The 20,381-nt window shown below is 63.3% G+C and carries 14 protein-coding genes and 1 pseudogene; 8 read left to right on the forward strand and 7 right to left on the reverse strand.

Annotation, left to right across the window (positions count from 1 at the left end; translation table 11 throughout):
- Positions 1-132 precede the first annotated feature (132 nt).
- Together D7W79_RS03570 and D7W79_RS03575 are read left to right on the forward strand one after the other, a co-directional pair.
- Positions 133-669, forward strand: coding sequence for a hypothetical protein (locus D7W79_RS03570; RefSeq protein ID WP_120523916.1), 537 nt, complete (start codon positions 133-135; stop codon positions 667-669).
- Positions 670-878: 209 nt separating this feature from the next.
- Positions 879-2,033, forward strand: coding sequence for a serine/threonine protein kinase (locus D7W79_RS03575; RefSeq protein WP_120523917.1), 1,155 nt, complete (start codon positions 879-881; stop codon positions 2,031-2,033).
- A 224-nt stretch (positions 2,034-2,257) separates the two neighbouring features.
- Here D7W79_RS03575 and D7W79_RS43130 read toward each other — a convergent pair whose 3' ends face one another.
- Together D7W79_RS43130 and D7W79_RS46060 are read right to left on the reverse strand one after the other, a co-directional pair.
- A complete protein-coding gene (locus D7W79_RS43130; RefSeq protein ID WP_147441784.1) occupies positions 2,258-2,935 on the reverse strand; it encodes a hypothetical protein in 678 nt (225 codons plus the stop codon).
- Positions 2,936-2,994: 59 nt separating this feature from the next.
- Positions 2,995-3,174: a transposase gene (locus D7W79_RS46060; RefSeq protein WP_120523918.1), complete on the reverse strand. Its 180-nt coding sequence runs from the start codon at positions 3,172-3,174 to the stop codon at positions 2,995-2,997.
- A 663-nt stretch (positions 3,175-3,837) separates the two neighbouring features.
- On the opposite strand from D7W79_RS46060, the gene D7W79_RS03590 reads away from it, so the two are divergent.
- The 6 genes and pseudogenes from D7W79_RS03590 to D7W79_RS03615 all read left to right on the forward strand — a co-directional run bounded on the left by D7W79_RS03590 (position 3,838) and on the right by D7W79_RS03615 (position 14,528).
- On the forward strand, positions 3,838-5,187 hold the full coding sequence (locus D7W79_RS03590; protein WP_120523920.1) for an AHH domain-containing protein: 1,350 nt from the start codon (positions 3,838-3,840) through the stop codon (positions 5,185-5,187).
- 19 nt (positions 5,188-5,206) lie between these two features.
- Complete coding sequence (locus D7W79_RS03595) at positions 5,207-5,776, forward strand: hypothetical protein (RefSeq protein ID WP_120523946.1); 570 nt, start codon at positions 5,207-5,209, stop codon at positions 5,774-5,776.
- Between the two features lie 278 nt (positions 5,777-6,054).
- The gene (locus tag D7W79_RS03600) at positions 6,055-8,598 is read left to right on the forward strand and encodes a DEAD/DEAH box helicase (protein ID WP_120523921.1); all 2,544 of its coding nucleotides are present in this window, start codon (positions 6,055-6,057) and stop codon (positions 8,596-8,598) included.
- Positions 8,599-9,365: 767 nt separating this feature from the next.
- Positions 9,366-12,503: a toll/interleukin-1 receptor domain-containing protein gene (locus D7W79_RS03605; protein ID WP_120523922.1), complete on the forward strand. Its 3,138-nt coding sequence runs from the start codon at positions 9,366-9,368 to the stop codon at positions 12,501-12,503.
- Positions 12,504-12,642: 139 nt separating this feature from the next.
- Complete coding sequence (locus D7W79_RS03610) at positions 12,643-13,227, forward strand: PM1201 family protein (protein ID WP_120523923.1); 585 nt, start codon at positions 12,643-12,645, stop codon at positions 13,225-13,227.
- 78 nt (positions 13,228-13,305) lie between these two features.
- A pseudogene (locus D7W79_RS03615) lies at positions 13,306-14,528 on the forward strand (IS701 family transposase).
- 302 nt (positions 14,529-14,830) lie between these two features.
- On the opposite strand, the gene D7W79_RS03620 reads toward D7W79_RS03615, so the two are convergent.
- The 5 genes from D7W79_RS03620 to D7W79_RS03640 form a co-directional block, all read right to left on the reverse strand.
- Entirely contained in the window at positions 14,831-15,496 is a 666-nt protein-coding gene (locus tag D7W79_RS03620; RefSeq protein WP_120523924.1) for a Kelch repeat-containing protein, read from the reverse strand.
- Complete coding sequence (locus D7W79_RS03625; RefSeq protein ID WP_147441785.1) at positions 15,487-15,879, reverse strand: Kelch repeat-containing protein; 393 nt, start codon at positions 15,877-15,879, stop codon at positions 15,487-15,489. The genes D7W79_RS03620 and D7W79_RS03625 overlap by 10 nt, the downstream gene beginning before the upstream one ends.
- 125 nt (positions 15,880-16,004) lie before the next feature.
- On the reverse strand, positions 16,005-17,297 hold the full coding sequence (locus D7W79_RS03630; protein ID WP_120523926.1) for an OprO/OprP family phosphate-selective porin: 1,293 nt from the start codon (positions 17,295-17,297) through the stop codon (positions 16,005-16,007).
- Between the two features lie 52 nt (positions 17,298-17,349).
- A complete protein-coding gene (locus D7W79_RS03635) occupies positions 17,350-18,813 on the reverse strand; it encodes a sigma-54-dependent transcriptional regulator (RefSeq protein WP_120523947.1) in 1,464 nt (487 codons plus the stop codon).
- The gene (locus D7W79_RS03640) at positions 18,803-20,299 is read right to left on the reverse strand and encodes a HAMP domain-containing sensor histidine kinase (RefSeq protein ID WP_120523927.1); all 1,497 of its coding nucleotides are present in this window, start codon (positions 20,297-20,299) and stop codon (positions 18,803-18,805) included. Before D7W79_RS03640 ends, D7W79_RS03635 begins: the two co-directional genes overlap by 11 nt.
- Between the last annotated feature and the right edge of the window lie 82 nt (positions 20,300-20,381).

Consider the following 20,381-nt stretch of genomic DNA (forward strand, 5'->3'; position numbering starts at 1 on the left):
CTCCCTTCGCCGCCCGCACCGTCCGCCAGTGCAGTACCGTCTCCGTCCGAGGTGCCCCCCGCCGTGAAGGAAAGTCCCTCTGTGCCTGCCCCCAAGAATCCGTCCTCGAATCCGCCCGCTGCGAAGCCGCCCATGAAGTCCGTGCCCGCTTTCAGTCGTGGATTCCTCAAGAAGTGCGCGGAGGCGGGGGCTTTGGCCGCCGCGCTGTTGGGCTGTCCCGCGCAGCAGGTGCAGCCCACGCAGCAGAGTTGCACCACGGAGTCAGTGCGAAGCATGAAGAGGCTCGGCCTAATTGACGGCATGAGTCCCAACATCCTCGTTGATGCGAAGCAGCCCGACTTGGAATCGCCCGACGAATGCGAGGCCGCTGGCCGCGTGTGGCGAGACGGTGAGTGCCTGACCCTGCTGGGCGATGGGAAGATCGAGTCCGAAGTGCGGCGCACAATCGGCAGGTTGCCCGAGGGCTCGCGGCTCTACGGCCGAGTGTGGACGGAAGGGGCGACGGTGGTGGGCCGCTACACCCGGGCCCGTCTGCCCAATGGCGCGGAACACGACGTCTGCGTGTCACTCTCGCTCAATGGAGGCTTGGACAAGCTGCCCGGCTCCAAGCCCGGTGCTGCGCTCGTGCGTCCGGCAGACGGTGCGATCATCCTCGGAGGGGCGCAATAGGCTTTAAGCGCGAGGCTTTGAGCGCGGGGCGTAATGGCGCGTTACAGAAAGTCGCCTGAAAAAATGCCCCCAATGGCTTCAGCCACGGTGTTGCAATAATGCCGAGTCTTCAACCCGTGGCGTCCTTCTCTTTCGGGCCTACCTGCCAGTAATTTCCTTCCTGCGTGGGCGCGGCGTTCGCTCCCGCTCACCCGCAAGGAGATTGCCCTATGCCGTACTCTGGTACTTCCCTGTTTCCCGAAGGACTGGTGCTCTTTTCGCTCAAGGGTGCCACTTACGAAATGCTGGAAGACCTGGGCCCCGGTCATCATGGCGAGCGCGTCCTATCGGCCCTCCAGCGCGTCAAGGACAAGGTGGTCCGCCGAGTCATCCTCAAAGCGCTGCCGCTGTCTGACTCTGCGGCAGTGTGGAAGGAGGCACGCAAGCGACTGGAGGAAGAGATCCAGTTGGCCACCTTCCTCCGACACCCGAACATCGCCTGCGTCCATGGAGCGCACAAAGCCAAGGGCACCCTGTTTGTCATTACGGAAGCTGTCGCCGGCTTCTCGCTGAATACACTCCTTGACGTCTCGGCAGCGCGGGGGAGCTACTTCCCCGAATCCTTCATGCTGTATGTCGGGGCCAGGATTGCGGGGGCCCTGGCGCACGCGCACACCTGCCGGAGTGCGCAAGGGGAGCCACTGAAAATCGTCCACCGGGCGATTGACCCGACACGCATCCGAGTCACCTTCGATGGACAGGTCAAATTGACGGACTTTGGCGTGGCGTCCGCACGACTTCCCGGCCAGCGCACCACGCGTCGTCCCGGCACCCGGGGCGAAGTCTTTTGGGCTTCTCCGGAGGCATTGCTAGGCCAGCCCGAGGACGCGCGTTCGGATTTGTTCATGCTGGGAATGGTGCTGCTGGAGTTCGCCACCGGCAAACACCTGCTCAGTGCCTACAACCTGCTGCCAAAGGATTTATGGGTGTTGGTCCCGGAAGGGGAAACGGAACCGCTGCGCAGTGCCATCGCACGGATGAGGAACGCATGGCGCGGGGTCGATCCGGAGGAGACGATATTGCGTGCGGCCACCTTCACCCCGGCCGATGTAGAAGCGGCAACACAAACGCTTTCAGAGCCCACGCGGGCTGTCTTTCGCAAGCTGCTGCGGCGTAAACCAGCAGAGCGGCACATGTCCGCGCTGACGCTGCAAGACGATTTGGCGAAGGTGCTGCGCGCGCGCGGGAGCTTCACCGCCAGGATGGCTTCGCAGGAGATTCAAGCGGCACTGCGAGGAGCTGGCCAAGCGATGGCCGAGGATGAGGAAGGCCCAAAGAGTTTGAGGCATCAAGACTTCATCACGACGGAACCAAGCCCGGCATGAGCCTGCCTCTCAACGGACAGCGCCATGGGGTGGACGCCACGTCGCTTTGAATTCGTGGAGCCCCCGCCCGGCGCTCAGGAGTGGCAAGCGCTAGGGGCTGTCCCTGATCTCCGGTCCGGAAATTCAACCTGCCGGATCGAACATCGGGGTTGGACCCAGCTTCGGGGTTGGACCCAGCTTCGAGGTGCATCAGGAGCTACCCGTTACGACAAGACAGCGACCTGCTACCTCGGTTTGGGAGTCTCTTTGCGAAAAGGGTGCGGTAATTTCAATGCATTCCGAGCGAAGTTGCACTCTGCGTAATCTTTGCCAATGCGCTTTATCATCGCGGGCTGGTCACCTTCAAAATTCTCTTGTTGGAGAAGATAAAATGCAAACCGATCTCCTTGAGCTAAAAGGCAGTCAGCCTCAGCATAGCCCGACGTTTGTGCCGAGAAACCCCAAGTAGCAACACCGGAAAACTGCTTGCCCTCGGCGTCCTCTAAAATTACCTCTTGAACAGGCACCTTCTTCTCAACAAGAGCGCCGGGCTCTCTCCAATTTCGATACTTGCCATCAGCTCCTTTTTGGAGGACCAACTCGCTTCCCCAACTCCGGGGGGCATTGGCTCCAATCACCGTCAAAAATCGGAAACGAGGCCCGACGCAGATAGCACCAGTTCTGCGGTGGATGAATTTGAGACCTGTGGCATGGAAGTCGGCTTTTCCTAGCTCGTCGTCTTTCTTGACCGTCTGCGTGCAGTTCGAGTCGTCAGGGCCATAACGGAAAAGATGCACGTGGTGCAGCTCTTCGTCCTGATCTCTAAGCGTGACATAAATCGAGCCTTCGCCTCCAGGTTCAATGGCTACAACTACGTAGTCTGTGGTCGATGCTCTGGCATGCCGACGAGTAGTAGTCGTCACTTGGGGGGTGCAAGCCAGGATAAAGATCGCGAGTAAGGAACATGATTTCATCCGCCAGATTAGAGTCTAGTCGCCTGTGCTGACGCAACTGAGAATGGCTGAAGCATCAACCGCCACTGCACGCCCGTCTTCACGCGCCAGATGACGGCGTTGATGAAGTCGCGTTCCCCACGCTTCGAGGGAGGACCGCTGCGCGAGCCCAGCAAGGGCTCGATGCGGCTCCACTCGGCATCGCTCAGTTCATGTCAGCGCACAGCCAGCGTTGAACATGCCTGACGCTGGCTGGCAACCTCCTGATGCCTCTCGAAGCCGGGTCCAACTCCAATGTTCGATCCGGCAGGTTGAATTTTCGGACCGGAGATCAGGGACAGCCCCTAGCTCGCCCGTGGGGCACTTGTCTCCCATCCGGCCCTCCGCCGGATGCGTTGAATGTCTTTGAGAGGTGAAGCCTCCCACTCTCCAGTGCGCCAACGGGCTCGCGCTCTGTCTTCTTCGCCTGACGGTGGTACATCCCCTTGGATACCTCTTCCCATTGGCCGAGTAGCGCCGAAAAACCTCTGCGCATGCGGTGTTCATTGCGAGCTTTGCATTGTTCGGCCTGCCTCATAGGCCGCTTCGGCGCAGCGCTTCGCGTCCGAGGTGGTCCGGGGCTTGGGTCTGGCCACCCTTGCGCACCGGATGGACACCACGGGGGCCGAGGTGACGCTCGGCGCGAGTGTCCACCGCGCACCGGGCAAGCTCCACGGCCCCGAGGTAGTTCTCTACACGGGCCCTGGCCGCCACTGCGCACCGGGCAGGCTCCACGGCGCCCGGGTGGTGCTCGGGGAGGCCCGATCCGCTGGGTTCTGGTCGTGGCCCTGCCTCGCCCTGGAGGATGAAGCTCTTTCCCGCTGGGGGGCTTGATGAGGGTACATCGCGCTATCGCGCTACTCCTGCTGGTTTGGCTGACAGGCTGTGCCTCAGGGCGCGTGGTGCGCTTGGAAACGGGCCAGGGGCCGCCCATCGTCTTCACGCCTCACAGCGGCGATGCCGGGTCGGTGGAGGTGGAGCGGCGCGAGTTCAAAGCGGCCGTGGCGAGGCTGGCGCGGGGCGTGAGGCTCCCGGCCAATCCCGAGCAGGCCGCGCGGCGCCTGATGGGCGTGGACGCCCGAGGCGGCACGTACCTCTTCGATCCGCGCACCCGGCGGATGACGCCATTGGAGGGGGCGGCACTGGCCTCCGACATGCCGCCAGCGGAGGTGGAGCTGACGCGGGCATATCTGCGTTGGTGCGAGCGCACCGGGCGCAAGGGCGACTGTCTGCGCTTGCTGGCGGACAGTCCCACCGTCACCGGAGACGGGCGCTATGCGCTGGCCATGGCCATGGCTCAAGGTGTGGTCCTGGAAGAGATGCTAGATGCCTTCAAAGACATGGCTGACCCGCACGCGGCGCTCTCGGCGGCACTGTGGACCATGACCTTCTATCTAGTCCTCTGGTCGGTGCCCGAGCCCGTGTCCAAGGGCCTGGCTGCCGTGATGACGGCGACAGCCATTGTCTACCTCGGGGTGGACACCTTCTGGACGCTGATCGCGGGCTTCAAACGGCTGGTGGAAGAGGCGGACCGGGCCACCACGTTTGACGAACTCCGCGATGCGGGTGAGGGCTACGGCAAGGTGATGGGCCGGAACGCGGCGCGGGCCTTCGCGCTGCTGGCGACGGTGGCCGTCGGTAACACGGCTGCGGGCTTCGCCTCGAAGGTGCCGACGCTGCCCGGTTCAGCCCAGGCGGCAGCGCTGGCCGGGGGCCGCGCGGGTATCCGCCTTGCCGCCGTGGGCGAAGTGGGAGCGGTGGCGGTGACGGGCGAGGCTGTCACCGTGGCGCTGGCCCCCAACGCGGTGGCCATGACGGCACGGGCCATGGGGGGCGCGGCTGCCGCACCGGTAGACGCGAAGGGCCATGACCACCACATCGCTACGAACAAGTGGTGGAAGTCCACGAACAATGACGGCCCGTGGTCGCCTGAGTTTCAGAAGATTTTCGACAAGGCGGGCATGTCGCTGGACGACCCGGCCAACATCGTCCACGTCAAGGGCCACAAGGGGCCGCACCCGCTGGCGTACCACGAGCGAATTTTCGAGCGGCTGACTGGTGCGACAAGAGGGTGCCGCACCATGCAGCAATGCCGCGAGGCGCTGACAGAGGAACTCCGCAAGTTGGGGCAGGAAATAGCCACTCCAGGCACCAAGCTCAACAGGCTGGTGACGGGCACCTAGTAGGGCCAGAATGGTCAACATGCCGAAGCGGTACTTCAAGCTTGCCGTCGATATGTCCGTCAAGGGCCGTTGGTCGCTCGGAATGCTCGCGGATCTTCAGGGCCGGGAGTTGGACGACCCGTGGGCGTTCACGGATGGAAGGCCCCTTCCCGACCCGGGACGCTTGACGCTTCCCGTTACCAACCCGGGAAGGGCGGTGGACTTCAGTTATGGGGGCATCGCTACCCCGGTGGTACATCCCAGGGTCGCGTCCGTCTTCGCCCAGCTCGCTCCCGAGGACGTACAGCTCTTCCCTGTGTGGATTGAGGGTCAACCTGAGCCGTTCTGCGTCCTCGTAGCCAACAAGTTGATTCGCTGCATTGACAACGAGGCTTGCGAAGAGGTCCAGATATGGACGCCAGAGGATGGGCGACCTGAGAAGGTCGGACAGTACCGGGATATATGGGGCTTGCGCATTGCCCCCTCGAAGGTGGCCGACTTCAAGGTGTTCCGTACCTGGGGATGGCCCATCGTCCTAATCGTCCGCGAGGAAGTCCGCGACGCACTTGAGCGCATGGGCGCCACGGGAACGAAGTTTGAAGAAGTTTGAGGGCAGGTGCCACGGCTCTGAGGTGGTTCTCGGTGCCAGTGCTGGTCGCCGCTGCGCACCGGGTGGGCTCCACGGCCCAGGGAGCGTCGCGTACCCTCCGGGAGAGCAGCCTACCTGTGGCGGACACTCGCGTAGGTGCTAGGATAAAACGTGACTGTGCCGTTCATTCGTCCGAATTACTGCTCGGCTGCATTAAGTTCATCAGCGCAACGGCCCACCAGTCGCCCGAAGCTGCTTTAAGCACGCGAATCAAAACCTGACGGAGGCAAGCCCAAACCATGGTGGACTTCAAGAAGCGGCTAGGCAAGCAACTTGGCGCCAAGAGCACAGACCCATTCAAGATCTACTCCACTCTAGATCGCGCAAGCGATAAGGGCCCTCTTCGGCCTGTCCAAGAGGCGGTCCTCAAGGAGTGGCACGACTCAAGAAGAACCGATCGCAACTTGATTCTCAAGCTACATACAGGGCAAGGGAAAACCCTCATTGGGCTCTTGATGCTTCAATCCAAACTCAATGAGGGAAAAGGCCCCGCGCTCTACCTCTGCCCCAACTACTTTCTTGTCAATCAAACGGTCGAGCAAGCAGCACAATTTGGCATTAAAGTTGTTACATCGCCACGCAAAGGAGGACTGCCCGACGAGTTTCTGCAAGGGCAGGCAATTTACGTCACAGTCCCCCACAAGCTATTCCATGGCGAAACACAGTTTGGACTAGGCCCTAAATCGAGCCCCGTTCCGACTCTCCTGATGGACGATGCACACGCCTGCATCGACACCATAAAAAACCAATGCACAATCAAGCTTGACCGCGAGAAAAACAGCACTGCATACCACGAAATCCAACGACTCTTTGAAGCTGAACTGCGCGACCAAGGCGAAGGGACGTTTGCAGACCTACAAAACAAGGCATACAGCGCTTATTTGCCGGTTCCGTATTGGGACTGGAACGAAAAAGCCAACGAGGTTGCACAGATTCTATCAAAAAGCAAAGATCAGAACGCCATTAGATATCCGTGGCCGCTGCTGCGCGACAATTTGCGGAATTGTCTGTGCCTGATCTCAGGTTCGGAGTTGGTAATTAGTCCTTATCTTGTTCCGCTGGACATGTTCGGCAGCTACTCCAATGCTCAGCATCGCATATTCATGTCCGCCACCGTAACCGATGACTCCTTCCTCATAAAGGGACTCGGCCTCGACCCAGCAACAATTGAGAATCCTCTCGTTGATAAGAACGAGACTTGGTCAGGCGAAAAGATGATTTTGGTACCGTCCCTCATTCACGAGAGACTTGGGCGAACAGAAATAGTTGAAGCCTTTGGCAAACCCGTCGTCAACCGAAAACATGGGGTCGTAGTACTGTCCCCCAGTGCTCGCAAGTGCGCCGACTGGGAAAAATATGGTTCAACCATCACAACCCTTGAGACAATCGAGACGGCGGTTGAATCGCTCAAAAAGAAGAATTACGATAAGGCCCTCGTAATCGTAAACAGATATGACGGAATAGATCTTCCTGATGAGAGTTGCCGAGTTCTCATCATGGATTCAAAGCCGTTCTCAGAAGAACTCCTCGACCGATACGTCGAAGATCGGAGAACTGGCAGCGACCTTGTCGTCAGTCGAACGGCGCGTGTAATCGAGCAAGGACTAGGCAGAGCAGTCAGAGGAGAAAAGGATTACTGCGTAATTGTTTTGACTGGCCCAGATCTTGTCCAAATACTTCGCAGTACCAGTACACGCGGATTCTTCTCAAGGCAGACTCAGACTCAGATAGAAATAGGTCTTGAGATCGCAGACATGGCGCGCGAAGAGATTGAGGGGGGCAAAAAACCGATTGAAGCGTTTTTCGGAATCATCGGCCAATGCCTGAGCCGCGACGAGAACTGGAAAGAGTTCTACATAGAGAAAATGGACAGGGTGCATGAAGCCGCCATTGCACCACGCAAGGCCATTCTCGACGTGTTGCAATCCGAACTCCAAGCAGAACAAGCCTTCCAAGATCGAAACTACGACGAAGCCATACTTGTCATCCAAAGCATCATCGACAAATACGCAAAAGACGATGCCGAGCGTGGATGGTATCTACAGACTATTGCCCGATATTACTACGCGCGAAACAAGATTGAAGCCAACAAGCGTCAGATTGCAGCGCACAAACGAAATCGTTCGCTCCTAAAGCCCAAAGAGGGAATGGAATTCTCCAAACTTGTTCCCCTACCACAGAAACGGGTGGAGAATGTCATCGAATGGATCCGTGCTCTCGGATCAAAAGAAGCTCTCAAGGTAAAGATCGAAGGAATTCTCTCGCGCCTGAGCTTCGGAGTAGAAGCTGACCGGTTTGAAGAAGCGCTTGATGATCTGGCGCGTGCTCTCGGCTTCAATGCAGACAGGCCGGACAAAGACTGGAAGCAGGGCCCAGATAACCTTTGGGTACTGAGAGACAACGAGTACCTTCTGATTGAATGCAAGAATCAAGTAGAGGTTACGCGCGCAGAGATAAACAAGGATGAAACCGAGCAAATGAACCGTTCCATTGCTTGGTTCGAGCGCCACTATTCGGGAGCGAGCGTAAAGCGCATCATGATCCATCCAGCGAAGAAGGGCTCGTCTGCGGCAGCTTTTCTTAGCGAGGTCGAGATCATGCGCGCACAGAAACTCGACAAACTCCTCAAGAACGTAAGATCTTTCTTTCAAGAGTTTGGCAATCTGGACTTGAAAGATATTTCCGATCTCAAGGTGCAACAGCTCTTGGAAGTCCATCACCTCTCAATCGAGGAACTCGCTTCCAATTACTCCGAGAAGCCCTATATGGCACCAAAGACATAGAGAATTTTCTTGGGCCGAAGAAGTACGGAGCGTGGAGCAACTGCTCGATCCCCTCCTCAAGCACCGGTCGCTAGGTGTGGTTCTCACGCTGAGCACGCCCCCCCCGGAGGGAACTTCGAGCACCCTCCGGGAGAGCAGCCTACTTGCCCTTCAAACAAGCTTTGGGTAAGTGCCTGGAATCACGCCGGAACCGTAAGAGTCCAGCCTGTGCTCAGTAGGAGAACCACACCCCGGTCGCGGTGGGCGGGCGGGCCGGTAACCCGGATGCGACGGGGCTAGACCCAGGCTCAAACCGCGCGGCATGCTCGGGTCCTGGCTGTCGTGCGTTGCCGCTACTCTGTCCGAGGTGCCACGGGTGCCGGGCACTCACAGCGCGCAGCAGCGCCCCGCAGCGCTGGTTCTATGCGTAGAGCGGCTATCCCGAGGGACCAAAAAAGAACCAAATCCAATGGACGGTCCTGGACTCGCCCGGACAGGAGGTCGCCCCCATTTTCAGAGGGAGAACCGAGTGGGCGGCCGGATTCCCGAGTAGGGACCAAATCCGCCTACGAGGCTTCGATTCCCTCCGCCTCCACAGTGAGAAGCCTGGCAATCCAGTACGGATTGCCAGGCTTTTTCTTTGCCAGCGGTCGCGGCAGCGCCCTTCCAGCATCGTTAACAGGTCGCCGTCTCTCCTTGTCCGACAAGCACGCACGAGTCGAGCCGCTCCCAGGGCGCGTAGAATTTCACGCGCTTGAAGCCCGGTCCGCCTGGAGGCTGATCTGCACATGGGACGGTATCAACTCGCGCGGTCGCAGGAGCACCAGAGCCTTGGTCAGTTGCCGTTGGACGCCGCAGCGACGGACGCTCTGCCCACGGCTTTCGACTATTTTCTAAGTCACAACAGTCGCGAGAAGCAGGCCATTGAGCAGATCGCCGAGCGACTCCTGGATGATCACAGCCTGCGTGCGTGGATTGATGTTTGGGCCATCCCAGCGGCGTCGGACTGGAATATGGAAATCCAGCGCGCCCTGCACTCCTGCAAAGCTTGCCTCGTGTTCCTTGGCCCGCACGGCTGGGGCCCCTTTCACGAAGCGGAAACCAAGGCGGCACTCGCGCGGCGCCTCGCCGAACCGAGCTACCTCGTCCTTCCCGTGCTGCTGCCCGGCGCGACCGCCGAAGATATCGACAGACTTGATGTGATGGCGGGAGAACTCCACCGTGTGGATATGCGGGCCACCGGATTGGAGGACTCCGAACCCTACCAGCGCATCTCTTCGGCACTGGGCCGCGGTGAGCCGGGAGCCCCGTTCCCTCTGGGACGCCCTCGACTCTCACCTTACATCATCCGCCGGGATGCACGTCGCTGGGCCGCCCCGGGCGGGCGCAAACGCAATGACGACCTGCTCTACCGGGGCCGCGAGCTGGCCGAGGCGCTTGAGTTGTCCCGGGCCTATCCGGGACAGCTGGACGCCCAGGCACTTGAGTTCCTTCAAGCGTCCGAACATGCGGCCTTGATACGGCGCAACACCCTCATTGGGTTGCTGGCGTTGGTCATCCTGTTGCTCGGTGGCGCGAGCGTCTGGGCCGAACTCAACCGACGCGAGGCGCAGCATCAGCTCGCCAACCTCTTCCTTGAGCAAGGACGCCAGGCGCTGACAGGGGGGAGCGAGACGGCGGCGCTGTACCTTACACGAGCCATTGCGCTTGGGGCTGACAGCCCTGTTTCGCGGAGAATGCTGTCGGTGGCGACATCCGAGCTGAAAGGGCGTGAAGCTCTCCTGGTCGCTCACGACAACCGGCTCGTCAGCCTGGACACAGACAAATCTGGAACAAGGCTCGTCACTGCGGGGCACGACGGCAGGATTCAGCTCTGGTCCTTTCCAGAGGGTCGACTTCTCCGCACGTTGGCCGAGGAGCCCGTCCCAATCGGAGTTGTTCAATTCGACCCGGAGGGACGCCGCATCCTCTCTGCCACACATGACGGACGACTGATTCTCTTCGATGCCGCCACGGGAAGAGAGCTGTTCAACATCCAGGCTCACACCTCCGTCATCTCAGGCGCCGCTTGGAGCCCGGATGGAAGCGTCATCGCCACGGCATCATATGACAACGCTGTTGGACTCTGGCGTTCCACGGATGGAAAGTCATTGATGAGCGGGACACATGAGCAATCCGTTGACGCCCTGCGCTTCGCTCCGGATGGCCGCTGGTTCGCGACAGGAGGGGGCGAAGGACAGGTGCTGCTCTGGAAGGTGTCCCAACCCGGGCTGCAGCGTCGACTGGACACCAAGGCAGGAATGGTCTGCGACATCGCCTTCACCCGGGACGGCAATACAGTCGCGGCCGGCACTGGAGAGGGGGCCCTCATCATTTGGGACATCGCGAGCGGCACCGAGCGCTGGCGGTTCAAGACCCGAGATGGCTCGTCCATGGTCTCTGTCGACATTTCGCCAGACAGCAAGTGGGTAGCAGCATCCACTTCGAACGGCAAAACGTACCTGAAGAGGCTGGGCAACCAGAACGACCACGTCGATGAGTTCGAATCCGGAGACTACGCAAGCGTGGTGAGGTTCGACGCTGGCAGCAGGCGTCTGCTCACTGCGGATTGGGGCGGCCATGTCCGAGTCAGGGACCTCGCTAGCGGGAGTACGCTGTTGCTGACAGCAGGGCCGCTCGGTGCCGTTTACTCGGCTGCCTTTGACGTGACGGGGAAATGGATCGTGGCGGGTGGAACGCGAGGGCATGCCGTCATCTGGGACCTGGAACAACGCTTCCAGACGGGCCCCTGGGTGCTCCAATCGCATGCGCTGGAAGTCAATCAAGTGGTCTTCACTTCGGATGGCAAGCACCTCCTTTCGGCCGGAGACGACGGGAGAGCGGTTGATTGGAGAATGAGTGCATTGAATCCTGCGGTCCAGTTGGGGCCTCGGCGGAGCGTGGCGATTCAATCTATTCACAGCTCACCCTTGAAGGACTGGGTCCTGACCACCTCAAAGCAGGGATTGTGGCTTTCACAGCTGTCGAAACCCGAGGCCGCTCCGTTGGCTTTGGAAGGGTGTGCGTTGTCTAGGGATGGCTTCTTCACACCGCATGCGGTGTTTTCTCCAGATGGGCTGCATGTAGCCTCCACTTGCGTGGACGGCAAAGTCGTACTGTGGCGCGTTGGCACGGCGCAACCCACTCGGCGGATACCCACGCAATCGTCCCGACTGATGGACCTGGTATTCGATACAACCGGGGACACACTGGCCACCGCCGGAGAAGAGGCAACGGTACAGCGGTGGTCAGCTCAGGACGGTCGCTTGCTGGGAACGTATACGGGAGCTACTCAGGCTTTTCGCGGTGTGAGGTACTCACCCTCGGGGAAGCGGCTGGTGGCATGCCAGCTTTCTGGTTCTTGCCTGTCCTGGCTATTGGAGGAGCCCCAGAAGCCGACGAGATTTTCAGGACACGGAGGATACATCGAGGCGATGGATATGCATCCCAGCCAGGAACTGCTTGTGACGGCGGGGGATGACCATTCGGTGCGTCTCTGGGACCTGACTCGCGGCACACAGGTGGCCTTGCTTACAGGTCATGGCGCGACGGTCAAGAGTGTCCGGTTCTTCCCTGCTGGAGACCTGCTCGCGAGCGCTGGTGCGGATGGGGCCGTGCAGCTGTGGTCAGTCAATGAGCGGATTCATCTCGCCACTTTCTCCCTGGGAAAGGCCGTTCTCGACTTCGTCGAGCCCTCAACGGACGGCCATTTGCTGGCGGTGGGAAGCGGCCCAGCTGCGGAACTCTGGCTCATTCCTCTGATACCCGAGACGCGCGACCCAGTGGAGCTGACGGCATGGCTCTCGCTGCGCTTGGCCGATACGCTGACGGATTCCAGGCTTGCCCCTCGTCTCAAGCCCGTAGCCACCCAGCCTCCACCGCACTAAAGAGGTTTCCGGCTCGCTGTCCTTGAGTTGCCTGTGCGTCGCCGCCCGGTTGACGAAGCTGAGGCGTGCAGCATGGGGGGGTTAGTGGCACATGCTGTCCCCGTAAACGTCAATGGTGGGATCTGAATTGGAGAGGGTCATGGACGTTCCGCAGCTCCTCGTGGCGTCGCCGCTGGAGGTCTTCGAATGGGTCACTGGGAAAAAGGACGCTGAAGTCGTGCAGCTCGTCCTCAAGGCCTCGCTCTTCATCCCTCCAGGCAAGGTGCGCCGGAAGCCAGTCATGCTCCCCGACTGTGTGCGCACGTCGAATGCGCATCACCCGGGAAAGAGGAAGGGCGACACTTCCGACTGGAAGGGGAGAACGGTCAAGGTCTGCGACAACACGACCGCGCGGAATGCGTTCGGCCGGTACATTGGCCGTTCGATGAACGGAGAAAGTCGCGAGGTTGCGGTGGGTTGGGAGGTGGCACACATCTGGGGCACGGTGCACGACCCTGAATACTTCACCGCTGGATGGAACATGTACCTGATTCCCGGCTTCCTCCGAGTCCTCACGGAGGAGCAGGCCCAGATTCCACTCTTCGCGAGGTGCCTTCACTTCGTCGCGTGGAATTTGTTCTTCAAGGACCCGGTGGCCGTGCCGGCGATACTGCCCCCGCCGCCATCAACGGACGTTCCTGAGTGGCTCCTCACGTTCGAACCGCGCTTCGCGAGCGCAAGCTAACTCCTACAGCTGTAGTTCGGAAGACTCCGCAGTCCTCCCCCTGTTGAAGAAACAAGAGGGGGAGGAGCGAGACTTCCCATGCAGCAGCCATCAGCCACAGAAGAGCAGGCACCGGAAGTCCGGCTGGTTGGCCGTCTCGTGGCGGAGCTGGAGGCGGTAGGCGTCTGGCTGCAGCCGCACTTCCGCAGGCGCGAGGCCCATGCCACTGCGGTCGAGTACGTGAAGGCCCTCCTGGGACGGGCACAGCGCAAGAATCTGTGGGGCCTTTCGGAGGATGCGGGGCATCGAGCGCCCTATGCCTTCCAGCACCTGCTGCTGCGAGCGAAGTGGGATGCGGATGCCGTACGCGACGACGTGCTGGAGTACGCTCGCAGGGCATTGGGCGAAGACGGCATCCTGGCAGTGGACGAGACGGGCTTCCTGAAGAAGGGAGAGAAGTCCGTGGGCGTGGCGCGCCAGTTCACGGGCACCGCGGGAAGGTGGAGAACGCGCAAGTGGGCGTCTTCCTCTCGTACGTGACGCCTCGCGGGCATGCGCTGGTGGATCGGGAGCTGTACCTGCCGGAGCCCTGGACGGAGGACGCAGCCCGCCGCCAGGCGGGAGGCATTCCGGACGAGGTGGGCTTCGAGTCCAAGCCGGCCCTCGCACAGGGAATGCTGCAACGGGCGCTGGGCGCAGGACTGAAGCCGGCGTGGGTGGTGGGGGACGAAGTCTATGGACGCGACAGCACACTGCGCCGCTTCCTCGAAGACTTACGCCAACCCTATGTGCTGGCCGTGGCCTCCAATACGCACGTCTGGCGCGGCTTCTACCAGGTGAAGCCGGGCGACATGGTGCAGGAGGTCCCTCCTGAGGCCTGGGTGCGCCTGTCCGCGGGGGCGGGCACCAAGGGCCCGCGCCTCTATGATTGGGCACGCATGCGTCTCAACCGGCACCTGGGCCTGTCGCGGTGGCTGCTCTTTCGCAGAGGCCTCGCGGACGGGAAGGTCGCCTTCTACGTCGCCCATGCCCGGCGCAATGCCTCACTGGAGTCGATGGTGCGCGCGGCGGGCAGTCGGTGGGCCGTGGAGGAGGACTTCGAATCCGCCAAGAACGAGGTGGGCCTCGCCGACTATGAGGTGCGCACCTGGACGGCCTGGCATCGGCACATGACATTGTGCCTGGTGGCCCACGTCTTTCTCGCCGCCGCGCGTGCCGTGGCCAATCAGCAACTCCAGGAGGGACTGCCCCCAAAAGCGCTCGGCCTGCCGAGGCGCAGCAACCCCATGCGCGCGTTTCTCGCCCGGCGCGGCCTTCACTGACTGCCTTCGTCCGCTACTCCGTACAGGAAGTGCGAGTGCTTCTGGTATCGCTTCTGCGGCTTGTGGTGACTCCGCTTGCGCACGTCCTCGCGTGGAGTCGCTGGCGACGCCACCACCAAGCCGTGGCCATGCAGTGCCACTATCGGACCCGAAAGGCGCGGTTCAAACTGCAGCTGTAGGAGTAACGGAGAAGGAGCTGAAGAAGGGGCGCAAGCTTCAGCTGGACTTTCGCAGAGGTGCACCGCCAGGTCGGAATGCCCGGGACGGGCTTGCGTGGAGTCCCGGGCGCTCCTGCCCCCGGACTACATCGGGGTCACACATCCCGGCTGGGCAATGGCACACCACTGGCTGGCTTCATTGACACAGACGCTGTCCCAGGCCGTGGTGCAGCAATACGAATCCCGCGTGCACACGGTGTTGACGCAGCTGCTGCACGTCTTGACCAGCGCGGTGCCCGCAGTGCACACGTTGTGCGAACAGGCCGGAGCGTTCGGCGTGCAGACGTTGTTGCTGCCGCAGGTCTGTCCTGAACCACAGGTGCCGCAGCTCAGCGTTCCACCACAGCCGTCGGAGAGGGTGCCGCAGTTCTTGCCCTGGGCCGTGCAGGTCGTGGGCGCGCAGGTGGCCGTCGGATCGAAGACCTCCACGCTGGAGAGCGCCTGCATGGTGCCCTGGGCGTTGTAGGTGGTCCCGGCGATGAACAGGACGCGCCCGTCCGCCAGCGCGATGGTGGGGTGGTTGGTGCGCCCCTGGGTGATGGACCCCACCGTGATCCAGCTCCCGGTGGAGGGCGTGTAGAGTTCCACGCCGTAGGTGTTGAACGAGCCTCCCGCCATCAGGATGCTGCCGTCAGGGCGCGTCACCGACGGCGCCGACGAGTGCGTGACGGTCGTGCTTCCCGTGTTCGTCCAGGTGTTGGTCGCCGGGTCGTACAGCTCCGCCACCGCCGTGTAGCCCGCTACGAGCACCTTCCCGTTGGCGAGCAGGTGATGCCGGCCACGACGAGCACGCTGCCATCCTGGAGCTGCGTGGCCGTATGGGAGCGGCGCGCGGTGGCCATCGAGGGGCCACTGCTGGAAGTCAGGGTGGCCGGATCGTACAGCTCCGTGGAGGCCATCTCCCCGGAGGGCGTCCCGCCTCCCGCCACCAGCACCTTCCCGTTGCCGAGCAGCGTGGCCGTGTGCTGGTAGCGCACGGACAAGAGGGACCCTCCACCGACGACGACAGCCGACGACTGGGAGGCTTCGAGCCGGTCGTCCGGCAGCTCCTCGGTGGCAGGAATTGAGGGTCCGCACGCGAAACAACACAACAGCGGAACGACCACCAACGACTTCCAATACGACAGGGACATGCAGTGCTCCTGCGGGGGTGAGGCCAGGAGCATCGCACGCGGATTCTCAGAGGAGAGGCACCCGGCAGGTGTGCCTGCGCACGGCGCACCCGCCAGGTGTCGCACCCGAAAAACCGTGCCGTGTCTCAAAACGCGACCTGGAAGCGAGACATCACGACGTTCTCCGCTTCCCTGTCACCGTCCAGGGCCCCGCCCACGAAGTCCGTGCGGTGGTAGTTCAACGCGAAGCGCACGCGCCGGTTGAAGGCAAACAGCGTGGCGACTCCGAAGGCCCGGGCCTGGCTCACGGATCGCGTGGGGTCCGCGAAGACGGGGAACGCGTCGTCGTCCATGTCCAGGCCCTGGTAGCGCACGGAGATCTCCAGCGCCCCTCCCCTGCCCGTCTTCGGGTCGAAGGGGCGGCGGGGCTTGGGCCCTGTGAAGGACGCGTCCCCGCCCAGCACATACGACGCATACGCCTGCCACGCCTGGTGGCGCAGTCGCGCACGCTGATCACCGATGCGCACCTCCTGTGACGACAGGACGTATTCCGCGAGGAGCCCCACCGGGCCCCAGTAGAAGTGGCCCTGGGGCGAGAGGCGCACGTGCTCTCCGTCCGCGACGGTGGTCGGCCCGGTGGTCCCGCTGTTCAGGAAGCTGAAGATGATCTCCTGGCCGGTGCTCCGCTGTGGCACCAGGCCGGTCGTGGAGGTCGTGGTGGAGGGCGTGCCGAACTGGAGCCCTCGGGAGACGGCGACGCCCAGGCCCAGGCCCTGGAGCGCGGAGGCCGTATCGCCCTTGAAGGGCTGGGCGAAGACGCGGGCCACCAGGTCGAAGCTGTCGTCGGTGTTGACGTCGATGCTGGCGCCGTCCGGATCGCCGTTGACCACCGCGAACGCATAGTGGAGGCGCCCCCCGGCGATGTCGCCGTGCAACTGCACGCCCGCGTCGCGGACGGGGACCAGATCGAAGGTGAGCGAGCGTTCGATGAAGGGGACGTCCGTGTTGGCCTGGAGCAGCTCCAGCCCAAAGGGCGTCTTGAAGCGGCCGGCGCGCAGGCGGAGCCAGTCGACGGGATGCAGGTCGACATACGCGTCCTGGACGAGCGGCTGATTGACGCCGAAGTCCGGCATGAGCCGGAAGTCCACGAAGCCGAACAGCGTCCCGTCCAGGAAGGGGCGCAGGCGCCGGATGAGGAACGTGTTGGTGCCGCTCCGGTCCGAGTCCGCCACGTAGAAGCGGCCGTCCCCCTGGAGCTGTCCGCGCACCTTCAGCACGAAGGCCTTGTCGGCGGTGGAGAACGTGTAGCCCTCCTCGGAGAGCTGGACGCTGGGGGGCTCCGGGGGCTTCTCGGGCTCGGTCGTCTGGGCGCGGGCCGGGGACGCGGCGAACAGCAGCGCCCCCACGGTGACGAGGTGGGCGGCGGAGATGACGGACACGCGGGACCTTTCACATGAGGGGCGCGCACGTTCCCCACGTGAAGTGATGCTGTCAAGGCTCGCGCGGTGTCGGGCGCGTGGGCCCGCCCTCGGGCGTTCCCTTGAAGTCCGCGGCGGACAGTCCGTGCCGCTTGAGCAGGTCGTAGAAGTCGCTCCGGTTGCGCCCGGCCATCCGGGCCGCGGCACTGACACTGCCGCTGCTGCGGCGCATGGCCTCCGCGAGGTAGGCGCGCTCGAAAGCGTCGCGGGCCTCGCGCAGCGAGGGCAAGGCCTCTGTCCCGCCGGGAACGCCGGGCAGCTGCGCGCTCCCGGCCGGGGGCCGCTCCAGCGCCTGACCGAGGCGAGGCACATGTCGCGGTTGAAGCTCGTCCGCGCCGGCCAGGAGCACCGCGGCCTCCATCTCGTGGATGAGCTCCCGGACGTTGCCGGGCCAGCCATAACGCTGCAGCAGCTCCACCGTCGCGGGCGCGAGGCGCGGCGGACGCAGGCCATAGCGGTTCGCCGTGCGCTCCAGGAAGAGCTGCGCGAGCAAGGGGATGTCCTCGAGCCGCTCGCGCAAGGGGGGCAGCTCGATGGGCACCACGTGCAGCCGGAAGTAGAGGTCCTGGCGAAAGCGCTTCGCGGCCACCTCCTCCGCGAGGTCCCGGTTGGTGGCGGCGACCACCCGCACGTCCACGGACTCCTCCACGTCCGCGCCCACGCGCGTGAGCCGCTGCTCCTGCAGCACGCGCAAGAGCTTCACCTGCACGGACGGAGACGCCTCGCCAATCTCATCCAGGAACAGCGTGCCGCCGTTGGCCGCGCCGAACAGGCCTTCGCGCTCGCGCACTGCCCCAGAGAACGCACCCTTCACGTGTCCGAACAGCTCGCTCTCCAGCAGCTCCGGCGGAAGCGCTCCGCAGTTGACGGCGACGAAGCGCTCCGTGTTGCGGCGCGAGAGCACGTGGAGCATCCGCGCCGCCAGCTCCTTGCCGGTGCCACTCTCGCCGGTGAGCAGGACCGTGGCATCGGTGGGGGCAATGCGGGCAATCACCTCGCGCACGCGCGAGATGGCCTCGCTGATGCCCAGGAGCAGGGGCTCGCCGCTCTCCCCCATGCGCAGCCGCAGCTCGGCCACCTCCCGGCGCAGCCGCGAGCGCTCGAGTGCGTGCGTGAGCTTCTGCATGAGCTCGTGGTCGTGAAACGGCTTGGTGAGAAAGCCGTAGGCCCCTTCCTGCATGGCCTGCACCGCGGTTTCGATGGAGCCGTGCGCGGTGAGCATGATGACGGACAGCTCGGGAGCGCACTGTCGCGCGGCCCGGAGCACGTCCATGCCATCCATGTCCTCCAGGCGCAGGTCGAGCACCATCGCGTCCACGCGCTCCTGCGCGAGCCTGCGCAGGGCGCCCCTGCCCTCGCTCTCAACGGTCACGTGGTAGCCGCGTGAGGTCATCCGCATGGACATGAGCTCCGCGAGCTGGAGGTCATCGTCCACCAGGAGCACGTGGGGCTGCTGGACGGGGGGCTCAGGCGTCAAGGCGGCCTCCAGGGGCTGCGGGGTCTTCAAGGGGAATCCAGAAGGTGAAGGTGGCTCCGGGCCCAGCCGTGTCCGCGAGCGACAGCTCCCCTCCGTGCGCGGTGATCATCTCGCGCGCGATGGCCAGGCCCAGCCCCGTGCTGCGGCGTCCGCCCACCTCGAGGCTGGCGAAGGGCCGGAAGATCCACTCGCGCGCGTGCGCGGGCACGCCCGGGCCCTGGTCCGCGACGGACAGCTGGACCGCGGACACCGGGCTGACGGCGCCAGGGCGCTTGCGGCTCACCAGCTCACACGTGATGCGCACCGTCTGGCCCGCGCGGGAGACAGCGATGGCGTTGCTCACCAGGTTGGACAGGGCGCGTTCGACAAGAGGGTCATCGATGGGCGCACGCACGGGCTTCGCGGCTGCGTCGTACACCAGCTGGACCTTGCGCTCATCCGCTTCGAAGGCGAGGTCCTGAAGGACGTTCTGGACAATCTGGTCCACCGAGGCCCCGGCGTTGCGCTGCAGCGGCTGGCCGGACTGCACGCGCGACAGGTCCAGGACGGAGGTCACCATGCGAATCTCACGCTCGCACGCCGCCTGCGCCAGCTTCACCACGCGGGCCTGCTGCGGCGTCAGGGAGCCGATGCTGCCATCACCCAGGAGCGAGAGGGCCTCGCGCACCCGGGCCAGCGGCGTGCGCAGGTCGTGGGACACCGAGGCCACGAACGCGCTCTTGAGCTGATCCAGCTCCGCCAGACGCCCACGCATGCGGTCCAGGTCCAGCGAGAGCGCGCGCAGCTCCTCGGGCCCGCGCAAGGGAGGCAGGGGGCTGAAGTCACCCTGGCCAATGCGGCGCGCATGCGTGGAGAGCAGCGCCACCGAGTTCGACACCGCGCGCGCCTGCGCGAAGGCGAGCGCTCCCGCCGCGAGGATGCCCAGAAGGCCGAAGAGTCCGCCTGAGCTCAGCGCCGCCGAGCCGATGGCACGCGCGTGGTCCTCCTTCGCCTGGATGGCCAGGCGCATGTCCCGCGTGCGCTCGGACCACACCGTGGTGAGGACCTCATCCAGCTGCAGCCGCCGCTCCCGCAGGGGAAACGACAGCATCGACTCACAGGTGCCGGCCTGCTCCAATTGCAGGGCGTATTGCACGTAGTCCTGGGCGCTCGCGCGGAAGCCCGCATCGAGCTGCTCCGTGCCGGCGCCAAGCGCGGTCTGGAGGTCCTGGCGTGCGCTGGCGACAGCGCGGTGCACGGTGGCCGCGCTGCTGTCGTGCTGCTCGCAGGCCACCACTCCGCGCCGCACCGACAGTTCGAGCGCCCAGGCCGCGACGTATACGCGCTGCTCTCGCTCGAAGGCCGCCAGCTCCTCCTGGCCCACGCTCGCCACCACTTCGTGGGTGCGCAGGAGGCCCACGGCCATCTGTGAGAACGCCGCCACCAGCAGCGCGGTGACCACCGCGTAGGACAACAGGAGCCGGGCGCGCAGTCGAAGCACCAACATGGCGCGCAATCTAACGCGCATCCGTGCATGCGCCCCGACACTTCGCACGGCCGTCTGTCGGTCCCGACAGTGTCGGTCCGAG

This window comes from Corallococcus exercitus, assembly GCF_003611585.1.
GTDB classification, from domain to species: Bacteria; Myxococcota; Myxococcia; order Myxococcales; family Myxococcaceae; genus Corallococcus; species Corallococcus exercitus.